Origin of the sequence: Flavobacterium sp. (assembly GCF_044373165.1) — a bacterium.
Classification (GTDB): Bacteria; Bacteroidota; Bacteroidia; order Flavobacteriales; family Flavobacteriaceae; genus Flavobacterium.
Map to the genome: position 1 here is coordinate 12,761 of NZ_JBILQL010000001.1, position 12,920 is coordinate 25,680.

General features: G+C 37.3%; 10 protein-coding genes and 1 riboswitch. Of the genes, 4 read left to right on the plus strand and 6 right to left on the minus strand.

Going from position 1 to position 12,920, the window contains the following annotated elements:
• Positions 1-61 precede the first annotated feature (61 nt).
• The 3 genes from ACIQ32_RS00065 to rmuC all read right to left on the minus strand — a co-directional run bounded on the left by ACIQ32_RS00065 (position 62) and on the right by rmuC (position 5,143).
• Positions 62-2,521, minus strand: coding sequence for an FG-GAP-like repeat-containing protein (locus ACIQ32_RS00065; RefSeq protein ID WP_396193592.1), 2,460 nt, complete (start codon positions 2,519-2,521; stop codon positions 62-64).
• A 34-nt stretch (positions 2,522-2,555) separates the two neighbouring features.
• Positions 2,556-3,683 carry a hypothetical protein gene (locus tag ACIQ32_RS00070; protein ID WP_396193594.1) on the minus strand — a complete coding sequence of 376 codons (1,128 nt, stop codon included), beginning with the start codon at positions 3,681-3,683 and terminating at the stop codon, positions 2,556-2,558.
• Positions 3,684-3,817: 134 nt separating this feature from the next.
• The gene (gene rmuC / locus ACIQ32_RS00075) at positions 3,818-5,143 is read right to left on the minus strand and encodes a DNA recombination protein RmuC (protein ID WP_396193596.1); all 1,326 of its coding nucleotides are present in this window, start codon (positions 5,141-5,143) and stop codon (positions 3,818-3,820) included.
• Positions 5,144-5,291: 148 nt separating this feature from the next.
• Between rmuC and ACIQ32_RS00080 the strand changes: the two genes are divergently transcribed.
• The 3 genes from ACIQ32_RS00080 (at position 5,292) to ACIQ32_RS00090 (ending at position 7,361) form a co-directional block, all read left to right on the plus strand.
• Positions 5,292-6,251 carry a DUF4476 domain-containing protein gene (locus ACIQ32_RS00080; RefSeq protein ID WP_396193597.1) on the plus strand — a complete coding sequence of 320 codons (960 nt, stop codon included), beginning with the start codon at positions 5,292-5,294 and terminating at the stop codon, positions 6,249-6,251.
• Positions 6,252-6,320: 69 nt separating this feature from the next.
• Positions 6,321-6,890 carry a pseudouridine synthase gene (locus tag ACIQ32_RS00085; RefSeq protein ID WP_396193598.1) on the plus strand — a complete coding sequence of 190 codons (570 nt, stop codon included), beginning with the start codon at positions 6,321-6,323 and terminating at the stop codon, positions 6,888-6,890.
• Positions 6,891-6,908: 18 nt separating this feature from the next.
• A complete protein-coding gene (locus tag ACIQ32_RS00090; RefSeq protein ID WP_396193599.1) occupies positions 6,909-7,361 on the plus strand; it encodes a tRNA (cytidine(34)-2'-O)-methyltransferase in 453 nt (150 codons plus the stop codon).
• 8 nt (positions 7,362-7,369) lie between these two features.
• Here ACIQ32_RS00090 and ACIQ32_RS00095 read toward each other — a convergent pair whose 3' ends face one another.
• The 3 genes from ACIQ32_RS00095 to ACIQ32_RS00105 are packed head-to-tail and all read right to left on the minus strand — an operon-like array spanning position 7,370 to position 10,322.
• Positions 7,370-8,155 carry an ABC transporter ATP-binding protein gene (locus ACIQ32_RS00095; protein ID WP_396193600.1) on the minus strand — a complete coding sequence of 262 codons (786 nt, stop codon included), beginning with the start codon at positions 8,153-8,155 and terminating at the stop codon, positions 7,370-7,372.
• A complete protein-coding gene (locus ACIQ32_RS00100; protein WP_396193601.1) occupies positions 8,156-9,184 on the minus strand; it encodes an iron chelate uptake ABC transporter family permease subunit in 1,029 nt (342 codons plus the stop codon).
• A 1-nt stretch (position 9,185) separates the two neighbouring features.
• Complete coding sequence (locus ACIQ32_RS00105) at positions 9,186-10,322, minus strand: ABC transporter substrate-binding protein (protein ID WP_396193602.1); 1,137 nt, start codon at positions 10,320-10,322, stop codon at positions 9,186-9,188.
• A gap of 262 nt (positions 10,323-10,584) precedes the next feature.
• Positions 10,585-10,783, plus strand: a riboswitch (cobalamin riboswitch).
• A gap of 159 nt (positions 10,784-10,942) precedes the next feature.
• Here ACIQ32_RS00105 and ACIQ32_RS00110 point away from each other — a divergent pair.
• Positions 10,943-12,895 carry a TonB-dependent receptor plug domain-containing protein gene (locus tag ACIQ32_RS00110; RefSeq protein WP_396193603.1) on the plus strand — a complete coding sequence of 651 codons (1,953 nt, stop codon included), beginning with the start codon at positions 10,943-10,945 and terminating at the stop codon, positions 12,893-12,895.
• Positions 12,896-12,920: the final 25 nt, after the last annotated feature.

Below are 12,920 nucleotides of genomic sequence, written 5' to 3' on the forward strand. Positions count from 1 at the left end.
TCTTTAAATAAAAAAGTCCCGAATTAGATTCGGGACTTTTTTATTTAAATATAAGCTAACGTTATTCTTTGATGAATTTTTGACTGTAGTCTTTACCGTTATTGTCTCTCAGCATTAAAATGTAAGTTCCTGTTGAAAGATTGTCAACAGTAACTGTTCGATTTAATACTTTAGTTTGTTGTACCATTCTTCCGCTTAAATCATAAATTTGAGCCGCTACAAATTCAACCGGATTGGCTGTATTGATGGCAATATTGATAGTGCTTTTTACAGGATTTGGATAAACAGTAAATACGGTGCTTTCAAATGCCTCTAAACCTAAAGTAGCACCTTCAACCACATGCAAAGGTTGATTAGGAGTTACATTATTGTAAGTGTCAACTAATCCAGAAGGCCATCTAATAATTACTTGGTTGATTACACTGTGTGTTCCAATTCCGAAATGCGCATTTAAGGAGCTCATATAACGGAAACCTTCACCACTGCGGATGTCTCTGATTTGTTTTCCCCATGGGCCATAAATTTCAACACGAGCACCAATTCCGTTTCTGTTACTTTGAATCCCTTGTAATGTTACTTTTACCCAATTATTTCCATTAGGAATACCGTAGCGAACGGTAGTGCCGTTTTGGATGTCTAGGAATCCATCGTTATTTAAATCCCCAACAGCTCCTACGCTGATGGCATTGTAGTTTACCGGTGCGAAGACATTATTACCTTGGTTGAACATAATTTTGTTACCACCACCAAGAACATCCACTTTGCCATCATTATCAAAATCGTAGGCAATATTGTCGATGTTAGTAGAAGTATTTGTATCCCAACCAGAACCTGCTGTGATGTTGGTAAAAGCCACTGTTGAAGTTTCTAAGTTATTTCTAAAGAATCTGTGTGTTCCGGCACTGGCTGTGATAATAACATCCATATCGTCGTCATTATCAAAATCTGCAATAGCAGAAGACCAAGTTTGGATAGGCGTAACGTTGATTCCCGCTTGAGCAGAAATATCAGTAAATACGCCATTACCATCGTTTCTGTGTAATTCACATGGAGGACCGGAACATTTAGAAATAAACATATCTAAATCTCCGTCATTATCCATATCAGACCATAAAGAAGCGTAGTTTCCGCCACTAGGCGTAATACCTAGCATATAAGCGCCAGGTGTTCCTGATTGGTAATAAGTCATGTTGGCATTTCCATCGTTCAAATAATATACATTCGGATCAATATCATGACAAGAGAAAGCATCTAGATGTCCATCGTCGTTAATGTCAACAAAGTTGGTTCTTTGACAGAAGATATAATCTGAAGGATTAATGTTCGTATACTCCGTCCCATTGTTTGCTGATCTCCAAAAAGTTAATCCAGTTCCGCTACCCAAAAGAATATCATTAAATCCGTCTTTGTTGTAATCACCGGCAGCCAAACTCCAAGAAGGCATGTCACTTGTTCCTGTTATAGGGAAATCGGTTACTGTGAAAGTCCCCGGAGTATTGCCTTGGAAGTGTACTCTTAAGTTGTTGGTACTCACCCCAACAATATCATCTTTGTAATCTCCATTCATATCGACAATGGCAATGTTATAAATGTTATTACCGGTAGTGATAGTAGAAATTGTTTGATTGTTATAACTAATTGGAACTACAATTGGAGTTTCTGTAATGATAAAGTTGAAACCATCGGCACTCCATTTATTATCCCAAACAATGTAATAAGTGGTACCCGCTGAGGCTATGAAAGAGTAAGTTGAAAGGTTTGAGTTGCTGTTGCCTGTAGTACAAGCAATAACTCCGGAATTATCATCACTACCCACACAACTTAAGCCTGAAGTACAATTTCCGGTATATATACTAACATTAGTATCTTTACAGGTATTGATTACCAAGTCAGATGAGATGGTAACATTAGCGTTTACTGTTGGTGTGTAAGAATACCATTTTGACAATGAAGCCGTAGAACAACTGGTATTGATGTTGGTTTGGTCAATACTGGCTACATTTGTTGTTCCGGCGGAAATTGCGATTGCAGCATTACACGGGTTATAACCCGCTGGTATTTCCGTCACTTGAAAGTTAAAGCCCGTAGATTGGTATCGGTTATCCCATACAATATAATAAGTTTGTCCGGCAACCGCATTAAAGGTTGCTTTGGATAAAAAGGAGTTGGTGTTACCAGAATTACAAGCTAAAATACCGGAGTCATCATCGGCGGTAACACAAGTCATAGTTGTACAATTACCGGTGTAAATTCTTAGTCTAGTATCCCTACAAATATTTTCAGGCAAATCAGAAGATACAGTAACTGTATAATTTTGAGATGGTGTATAGGCATACCATTCTACTGCGGTTATGTTATTATTGCTGTAATTACAAGTAATAGTAGGAAGTTGTAACCCGTTTATTGCACTTATTGTATAAGTTCCTGCTGATGTTATAGGTGATGCCGTTGCACAAGTATCTTGGGCGAATGACAAAGCACTTCCTAAGAGCAAAGTAATTAAAAGTGTAATTTTTTTCATTTTTTATTTTTGGTTTTTTAATTGATTTAGTGTTTTATGGACAATTTTGTAAGGCATTAATCCATTCTTCTATCAAGGCAACACCTTCGTCATGAATCAATGATCTTCCGTGTAATGGCATCATATAGCTTTCATTGGTAGTGTTCATTCTGAAAAATAACATAGATTGTGATGGTTTGCTTGGTGTAATCAAATTATTCAATTCAGGATCAAAATCCTGCATGTCAACAGTAGAAACACAAACCCCCATATTAGTGTGACCGTTTATTCCACCGGTTTCAGTAAAACTCAAGCGTAACGGTCTGTAATCACAATGCCCTGATTCTCTGTGACAATGTGCACAGTTAATATCAAAATAGGAACGGGCTCTTTTTTCCAAAGGTTGGGTTGCGTCGGTGTAATTTATTGTGGTGTGATCAGCAGTCGGGAAAGTAAAACTGTTTTCCAAGTAACCTTGTTCTATCCACTTAGTTAATTGGTTTTTGGTTTCATTTCCGTAATTGTAATTAAAGTTAAGGTTTTGCGGTTTAATTCCAATTGGAATAAAAGTGGTTACTTCTTCTCCGTTAATTGTTTCTTTGTATTTGTGGCAAACAATACATTGCGCTTCAGAAGGTATTCTGTAATTTACATTGCGAAGAACGTTGTTGTCATCTTTAAAAGAAATTTGTTTGTAACTTCCGTTTAAATCCAAAAAAGCTTCTGTTTGCTCGTCATTCCATACATAATCAACAAACATCCAGCCATCAGCTTTTCGAATCATCAAACGTGTTTCAATTATGAAAGCTGTGTTTGAAGGTTGTATTTTGTCGTAGAAGAAATTCTTGATTAATACAGCTCCAACGGGTAAATTCAATACTTCATCGTCACCGTTAAAAGTGGCCTTTGTTCCATCAGGCATCCAAACAAATCTTTTTTTGTGAGCGTAATCGCTGAACAAAACGCTGGCAGGTTCATAAGGAATCACATTTAATGAAGGAGATAAATTTTTCATGGCACCTTCAAAAAATTTATAATCTGATAATTTAGGATAAGGTACTTGAGTTAAATCAACCACCACAGGTGATACCGGTGTGTATTCCTCATCATCATTATTAGAACATGATGAGAAAAAGGTTAACGTAAAAACTAAAAGGAGTGCTTGTAAGTAATTCTTTTTCATAGGATTTTTAAAATGCAGTCCAAATATAACAATATTTTGGTAACAATCTAAAAATTAACAATTTTCCTCAGAATACTTTTGGGTTTTTTAAGAAAAGATTTTATTTTGTGTATTTTTACTGAGGTTAATATCGATTATTCCAAATTTTTATCAGCGCGTTGCAAGATGTTTTCCGGTAATGATTTTTTAGCTTTGGCTCCCATTTTTTTCAATTTTTCCACACTGTTGATAAGATTTCCCTTGCCATCAAAAAGTTTGTTCATGGCATTGCCATATTCTACTTTAGCTTCGTCCATTTTTTTGCCGATTTTAACCAAATCCGACACGAAACCTTCAAATTTATCATACAAAGCTCCGGCTTGACGAGCAATTTCAAGCGCATTTTCTTGTTGTTTTTGATTCGTCCACATGCTGTCAATTGTTCGTAAAGTAGCCAGTAATGTGGAAGGCGTTACTATAACTATATTTTTCTCAAATGCTTTGTTGTACAGACTCGTATCTTCATTCAATGCCAAGGCAAAAGCTGATTCAATAGGAATGAAAAGCAATACAAAGTCAGGGCTTTCCATCTGATACAAATCGTGGTAGTTTTTTTCACTCAATTGGTCAATATGACGTTTGATAGCCAAGAGATGCTCCTTCATAAATTGTGACTTCTCGGTATCGTCTTCGCTATTTATGTATCGTTCATAGGCGGTTAAAGTTACTTTAGAATCAACTACCATTTTCTTACCATCCGGCAAATTAATCACTACATCGGGAAATACTCTATTGCCCTCTTCGGTTACAAAACTTTGCTGCACTTCGTATTCGCGGCCTTTTTCTAAACCCGATTTTTCCAAAACTCGTTCTAAAACCAACTCGCCCCAATTCCCTTGCATTTTACTGTCGCCTTTGAGCGCTTTGGTTAAGTTTAAAGTTTCCTTGCTCATTTGCTCATTCATTTCGCGCAAACCTAAAATTTGCTGACGCAAAGCCGCATGATAATCGATGCTTTCTTTGTGCGTGTCTTCGACTTTCTTTTCAAACAACTGTATTTTGTCTTGTAAAGGCGAAAGTATGTTTTTGAGATTTTCTTTGTTTTGTTCGGTAAACTTGACTGTTTTTTCTTCCAAGATCTTGTTGGCTAAATTTTCAAACTCTTTAGTGAACTTTTCCTGAAGTTTTTCTACTTCTTCTTTTTGTTCTTTGTGCCGTTCCCATAGATTTTCAAAATCAGTTTCTTTTTTGGATAACTGAATGGCCAACGCTTCTTTCTCAGTACGAATGTTTTCGCGCTCCAAAATGGTTTGACTGACTTGGTTTTTGAATTGCTCAATTTGTAGTAGCAAGCCGTTTACTTTTTCTTCCAATGAGGCTTTATCCGATTGCGATTTTGCGGCTAAAAGTGTTTTGCCCAAGAAAATTCCAATGGCTAAGGCAATAATAAAAGCGATGATTATCATTAGATTATCGTTCATGTGGTTTTAGAAAATAAAAGTCTAAATATACAGAGTTTTGAAATCTTTATGCAGTAATTTGAAAATTGTTTTTTAAATTGGCATCGTTTTTGAAAACTGCAAATTCAGAAGACAATAATTATTTAAACCTATTTTAAACCTTTAAGCTATGATTAAAAGAATTACCTTTTCAGCTCTTTTACTTTTCACTTCGCTTTCTTTTGCCCAATTGGGACCGGTTGGTCATTTGACAATTTTTTCGGAAGACGGTGATAAGTTTACCCTAATTCTTAATGGTGAAGTCATTAATGATGTTCCGCAAACCAACTTAAGAGTGGAAGATTTGAATCAACCTTACTACAATGCCAAAATCAGATTTGAAGATAAGAGTTTGATGGATATTACCAAAAACAATCTCATGTTAACCGATGTTGATGGTATTTTTGCGGATGTAACCTACAAAATTAGGAGAGACAAAAACAACAAGACCAAAATGAAGATGAACTATTTTTCATCTATTCCGGTACAACCTGATTTTATTCCGCCTTCCAATGTACATGTTATCCACTACGGACAACCTCGTCCGGTTCCTGTAGCTGTTCCGGTACAACAACCGGTTAGAGGTGTTACACAAACTACTACTACAACCACTACTCAAACAGGCGGTGCTTCCGTTGGCGTTGGGGTTAATGTTGGCGGTGTGAATATGGGAGTAACCATTAACGATACTATGGGCGGCGGAGCTGTAACACAAACTACCACTACCACTACAACAGTTGGAGGCAGTCATGCTATAGATTATGATGCTCCTGCACCGGTTAGAGGATGTAATGGAAGAAGTTGTATGACTCCTGGTAACTTTAATGCTGCTTTGGCCACTATCAAAAGTCAAAACTTTGAAGATACTCAACTGAAAACAGCCAAGCAGGTAATCACGGCAAATTGTTTGAATGTGGATCAAATTATCCAAATTGCAAATACCTTCAATTTTGAAGATAATAAATTGGAATTTGCTAAATATGCATACGATTTCTGTATAGAACCAAGAAATTATTTCAAGTTGAATGGTATTTTTTCTTTCAGCAGTAATGTAGATGCCTTGTCAGATTATGTTCAAAGCCGACAATAATTTTCTAAAATAATAGTTACTAAAGACCATCCGTTGCGATGGTCTTTCTATTTTTGTTCCAATTAAGTCATGAAACACCATCATTTTTTATTGCACAAACCACACGGCTATCTGAGTCAGTTTGTTTATGAAAAAAAACGGCACAAAAAGCTATTGGGAGCAATTTATGATTTTCCTGAAGGAACCATGGCCATAGGAAGGCTCGATGAAGATTCGGAAGGCTTACTTTTGTTGACCACAGATGGTATGATGAGCGAATTAGTGCGAAGTAAAACAATTGAAAAAGAATATTACGCACAAGTCGATGGTATCATAACTCCCGAAGCGATAGCACAATTAAAAAAGGGTGTCGAAATCGGATTCAAAGGGGTTCGTTATGTCACCAAGAACTGTGAAGCTCAAATCCTCTCTCAATTACCCGAATTCATAGGCGAAGGAAGAAAAATTCGAGACGAACGCCACGGACCAACGAGTTGGGTGTCTATAACACTTACCGAAGGTAAATTCCGCCAAGTTAGAAAAATGACTGCTGCCGTAGGATTTCCTACCTTGCGATTAGTCAGAATTCGGGTAGGAAACCTAACTTTGCAAAACCTAAAAGCAGGTGAAGTACTTAAACTAGATCAATTCGAACTCTAAAAATACAAATTCTCCAACATGTTAAATATCGTTCTTGTCGAACCCGAAATCCCTAACAATACCGGTAATATCGGTCGTCTTTGCGTTGGTACCGAAAACCGATTGCACTTGGTTAAGCCTTATGGTTTTGAAATTACCGATAAAAATTTAAAGCGTTCAGGCTTGGATTATTGGGTGCATTTGGATTGGAAAGAATACGATACCGTAGCCGATTGGATAGCACAAATACCTAACAAATCAAGAGTTTTTCTAATGAGTTCTCATGCTTCAAAATCGATTTATGAAACCGAATTTCAAGACGAAGATTGGTTGGTTTTCGGGAAAGAAAGCGTTGGATTAAGTCAGGAAGTTTTAGCCCAATTTGAAAATCATTTAACCATACCCATGTCGAAACTGATTCGTAGTTACAACATTGCCAATTCAGTAGCTTTTGTAGTTGGTGAAGCCAAACGCCAGCTTAGTTTGAAGTAGATTAAGTCTCAGGAAATGATAAACTTTCCTTTTTCGCCATCAAAAGTGATGGAGTCATCTTTAAAAAGGGTATTGAAAACGCCTTGTGAAATCAGGTTGCAAGGTTGGTCATAGTAGACTTTGCTATCGGTCATGACAATCATTTGATTACTGAGTTGTATGGCCAAGTCGACATCATGCGTAGAAAACAGTATGCATTTGTCGGTTTCCAAAGACAGCTTCTTCAACAGTTTAAAGACAGAAACTTTGTGCAACAAATCCAAATGCGTAGTCGGTTCATCTAAAATAATCAGCGGTGTATCCTGTGCCAAAGCTCTGGCTATAAGTACAATTTGCAATTGCCCATCACTGATTTCATAATGCTTTTTGGAAACCAAATGCTCAATATTTGTCAAGGCAATCGCTTGTTTTATTTTTTGATGGTCGTCTTCGGATAGTTGGCCGAGCCAATTGGTGTAAGGTTGTCTTCCCAAGGCTATCAACTCGTAAACCGTTAAGTTATTCGGCGGTAAATTTTCGGTTAACACCAAACTCAGTTTTTGTGCCAATTCAATTGTAGGGATTTGATGGATGTTTTTATCATTCAAATAAACCGATCCTTGCAAGGGTTTCTGAATCCCGGTTAAAGTCCGCAACAAAGTAGATTTTCCAATCCCATTTGCTCCAACCAACGAAATCAGTTGTCCTGAAGCCAAACCAAAATTCATTTGGTCTGCTATGGTATTGGTTTTGCCTTTGGCATGGTAACCAATGCTCAAATCTTTTGTTGTGATTATGTATTTATCGGAACCCATCTATGACAAACTTTTTTTTCTGACAATCAACCAAACTACTACCGGCGCACCAACAATAGAAGTGATGGCATTGATAGGCAATGTAAAATCAAAACCGGGCATTTGCGAAATTGTATCACAAAAAAGCATGATGATAGCGCCAATAAGCAAAGTACTGACAAATAAAATGCGATGGTTGCTGGTTTGGAATAATAATTTAGACAAATGCGGTACCGCTAAACCGACAAAAGCAATCGGACCGGCAAAAGCGGTAATACTTCCCGCCAAAATACTGGTGGCCAGTATGATTGCGTAACGGGCTTTTTTGAGGTCCAATCCCATACTTTTTGCATAGTTTTCGCCCAACAATAAAGCGTCTAACGGTTTTAAAGTTAGCAAACTCAGCAACAAGCCAACCGCAACCGAAATAGAGAGCAACAAGATACTTTCCCAAGACAAATTGCCGATGCTTCCCATAGACCAAAAGGTGTATTTTTGGAGTTGTTCAGCGGTACTGAAATAGCTTAATACACTTACAATAGCTCCGGTAAAACTGCTGAACATTAATCCGATAATGAGTATCGACATGGTATCACGCAGTCGTTGCGAAACTACCAAAATCATCAATAAAACAAACAAACTTCCCAAACAAGACGCTAATATGATACCGTAAGATGACAACAAAAATTGCGAGAAGAGTTTGGGTAAAAATCCGGCACCTAACAATACAAAAGCCACGCCTAAACTCGAACCCGAACTCAACCCTAACACATAAGGTCCGGCCATAGGATTTCGAAAAAAGGTTTGCATTAATAAACCGCTGACCGACAATCCCATACCAACCAATATCGCAGTAATGGCTTTAGGCAATCTGAAATTGACAATGATGTATTCCCAAGTTTCTTTTTCGGCTTGACCGCCAAACAAACTTTTAAATGTTTCTTTTATAGGAATGGCTACTTGACCAAAGGAAATATTCAAGAGCAATGCCAATAACAATAGCAATGACAAAGAGGTGAAGAGTAAAGTATTTCGACTTTGATTTTTCAAATTATTGTAATTTCTCGAAAAAGAATGGTTTGTAACTCGTCAGCAGTTCGGGATGTAAAATCTTGACAATGTCTTTCAAAACAATATCCGGACGATTCGGTGCCAATTCATAGTACAAGATACCGCCGGTTTTTCCTTTTCTGCCACTGAACGAATATACATTTTTATTTTGGAATGCTTTAAATTGAGCATAATGCGGGTTGGTCATTGTCATCTCATGCAATGAATCAAACTGTCCGGAAGTAATCCAAATATCGGCGTTTTGCGCTTTTTCCAGCACTGCTTCAAAGGAAAGTGATAAACTTCCGGTTCCTTTGGTAGCAGCCCACAAATATTGCCCTTTGGCTTCTTTTAAAAGTAAGCTTCCCCAACTGTTACCTTTGGGCAAATACCAACGGTCTTCAAACATGTCTCCGGCCAAAATGGTAGGTGTTGCCACAGCACTTTGGGCAATTTTAATGGTTTTCAAATACTCCTTTTCAATCTTAGCAAAGATTTCATTGGCTTTTTTTTGCTGACCGTACAAAGCCCCGAAAAACTTAATCCATTCGGCTTTACCTAAAGGAGTTTCTTCATTCCAGTCGCCGTTCAGCATGACTTTTAGACCGCTTTTTTGCAGATTTTCTAATGTTGGATTGTTATTGTCGATACCGTAACCGATAATCACATCGGGTTGCAAATTGAGCAGTACTTCGGTGTTTAAACTTTGGTTCATACCCAATTCTTTCACCTTTCCGGCTTCAATTTGGGCTCTGACTTTTTCAGAAGAAATGTAATTCAAGTGTGGAAAACCCACCAAAGTTTTCTCTTTTTTGAGTATTTCCAACGAGGGAATATGAGTTGTTGAGGTAACCACTATACTTTTAATCGGTACCGGAATAATAGTGTTTTGTTGTAAACTATCGGGTATTGTACCGTTTTTTTCTTTTAAAATATAAGTATAAGTTTTAGTGGCTTTAGGCCACGGATTTTGTACAGTTACTATGGTATAGCCTTCGTAGTTTTGAATGGAAAAACCTTTGGCATACCGTATAGTGTTTTCGGGAGTTATTACGTTTGAAGCGATGGTTTCTTTTTTGCATTGTACTGATGACAATCCAAGGACAACTAACAACAGGAAACGAATAAAGCTTTTCATCAAATGAATTTTTGCAAAAGTATAAGATTGTTGCTTAATATTTAGACTTTGGTAACATTTGCTGCCAAACCAAAACATTTCACGTTGTAAATTTACTGAAAATTAAACCCATGAGAGACAGTTCCAATACTTTCATCTATATCGTAGGCGCGATTATTCTATTGCATTTTTTGGTTGGATTTATTTGGTTGATTGTCAGGTTTTCCAAGAAAAAGGAAGAATAAATTCAGTCTTCAACTTTGAAGTTGCATTATTTCTTTTACATTTGCAATCGAATTAAGGTTGCGATTTCTGTTTTTCAAAATCGCATTAAAAGGGAATTTGGTGGAATACCAAAGCTGTTCCCGCAACTGTAAGCTATCAAGCTTGTTGTTATCTGCAACACCATTGTTCCGTTTAGGAATGAGAAGGTCAACAACAAGACGCGAGCCAGGAGACCTGCCTAATTCATTGAGTAACAAACTTTCGGGACAAAAGGTTTGGGTGTGGGTAAATTCTATGCTTTTCTCCCAACATTAGTAATTCAGTAAAATTGAAAATTATTTCTTTGTTTTACGCTGCTTTAATCAGTGTTACTGTTGAAATAGTCGTTTAGTTTTATTGACAGTGTTTAATTTAAAATGAAAAAAAACAGTACAATCAGTGCACTCTTCGCATTGATGGCAACTTGTGCTTGGACGCAAGAACAGGATTCCGTAAAAGTGAATCCTTTGCAGGAAGTAGTAATCTCGGATACCAAATTTGCACAAAGCAAAGAAAAATCGGGAAAAATCATCGAAGTCATTTCTGCCAAAGATTTGGAAAAGAAAACCGGTCAAAGTTTGGCCACGGTCTTGTCTCAAGTCACCGGAGTCGAAATCAACGGCAACCAATCGGCCAACGGTAAAAACTTAGGCTACTACATTCGCGGCGGTAAAAACCGACAAGTATTAATCTTAATTGACGGTATTCCGGTAACTGATGCTTCAGGAATCAGTTTGGAGTACGATTTGCGTTTACTTCCGGTAGAGCAGGTGGAAAGCATCGAAGTGATGAAAGGCGCTGCCAGTACTTTATACGGAACCGGTGCAGCCACCGGTGTAATCAATATCACATTGAAGAAAGGAACCAAGAAAACTATCGAAGGCAATGCTTATTTCAACATAGGTTCTAACAACACTGCTGACAATAAAAAATACAATGGGCAGGATTTTAACCAAGGAATTTCGGTAAACGGTAACTTCAAAAAAGTCAATTACTTTGCCGGTTTTAATAGTACCGAAACCGGAAATATGTCACAAATTGCAGCACCGAATACTTTAGTTTCATACGAAGAAGATCGTTTTTCACGTCAAAATGCTATCGCTAAATTCGGATTTAAAGCGACAGAAAAACTTACTTTAAATTTTTTCGGGAATTACGACCGATTGAAAAACGGCTACGACTTGACTTTCGACAATACCGGTTTTAATGACACCAACATCAACACGACCACTTCTGAACAGTTTCGCTTTGGGTTTTCGCCAAAATTTCAATACAACAAAGGCGAGTTTGTGTTGCATTCGGGTTTCAACAAAATCGTTCGCGATTATCAAGAGTTCAACAGTTTTTCAGCTACCACGGATTATTCCGTTTACGAGTCAAGAAATGTAGTGGTTGACGGAGTAAACAAATACAATATCAACAAAAGTTTTGCGGTGATTTTGGGTGTGAATTATCAGTTCAACGATATGTTGAGCGAAACGCCTTTCGGCAATATTGAAAACCAATCCACTAAGTTTAACATCCTCGACGGGTATTCGACTTTGGTCTATAATTTCGATTTCGGTTTGAATATTAATACCGGAGCTCGATTGAATAACCATAGTGCTTATGGCAATAATTTCGTTTACAATTTTAATCCGTCCTATAGTTTTAAAACGAGTTTTCCACTAAAGTTAGTTGCTTCCTACAGCACGGCATATATTACACCGAGTTTGTACCAACTCTATTCTGAATTTGGCAACGCTAATTTAACGCCTGAAAAAAATGCCACTGCAGAAGCAGGATTCGAAACCCAGTGGTTGTCGAAAAAACTGAGATTGGAAGCTGTTGCATTTTATCGTGACCAAACCAATTCTATCGATTTCTTTTACGATGCCAACACGTTTGAAGCTTATTATATTAACATCAACGGAACCAATAAAGCCAAAGGAGTTGAGACAGAAGTTGCCTATGAAGTCACTTCACAATTAAAGTTAAACGCCAACTATACTTTTACCCAAGTGGATAAAGCTTTAGACCGATTGATTCCAAAACACAAAGCCAATGCAAGTTTGGATTTTCAACCCAATAACAGAACACTGTTCAATATCAATTATCAATACTTTGATGCCAGAAACGATGTGTTTTTTGATGGCAATACTTTTGGTGTTACCGGCGTAAAATTGGATGCTTACCAATTGGTAAACTTTTTGGCCCAATACGAATTGGTTAAAGGAAGAACGACAGTTTTTGCCACAGCTACTAACTTATTTAATGAGGCGTTTACTGAAAATATCGGTTACTCCACCCGAGGAAGAAATTTCAAGTTGGGGATAAACATTGTTTTATAACATTGAAACAGGTTTAAATTTTTTG

Excerpts from the sequence above, each read along its gene's own strand:
- ACIQ32_RS00090 (WP_396193599.1), top strand. The coding sequence starts at position 6,909 with ATGTTAAATATCGTTCTTGTCGAACCCGAAATCCCTAACAATACCGGT.
- ACIQ32_RS00065 (WP_396193592.1), bottom strand. The coding sequence starts at position 2,521 with ATGAAAAAAATTACACTTTTAATTACTTTGCTCTTAGGAAGTGCTTTG.
- ACIQ32_RS00080 (WP_396193597.1), top strand. The coding sequence starts at position 5,292 with ATGATTAAAAGAATTACCTTTTCAGCTCTTTTACTTTTCACTTCGCTT.
- rmuC (WP_396193596.1), bottom strand. The coding sequence starts at position 5,143 with ATGAACGATAATCTAATGATAATCATCGCTTTTATTATTGCCTTAGCC.
- ACIQ32_RS00110 (WP_396193603.1), top strand. The coding sequence starts at position 10,943 with ATGAAAAAAAACAGTACAATCAGTGCACTCTTCGCATTGATGGCAACT.
- ACIQ32_RS00095 (WP_396193600.1), bottom strand. The coding sequence starts at position 8,155 with ATGGGTTCCGATAAATACATAATCACAACAAAAGATTTGAGCATTGGT.
- ACIQ32_RS00085 (WP_396193598.1), top strand. The coding sequence starts at position 6,321 with ATGAAACACCATCATTTTTTATTGCACAAACCACACGGCTATCTGAGT.
- ACIQ32_RS00105 (WP_396193602.1), bottom strand. The coding sequence starts at position 10,322 with ATGAAAAGCTTTATTCGTTTCCTGTTGTTAGTTGTCCTTGGATTGTCA.
- ACIQ32_RS00070 (WP_396193594.1), bottom strand. The coding sequence starts at position 3,683 with ATGAAAAAGAATTACTTACAAGCACTCCTTTTAGTTTTTACGTTAACC.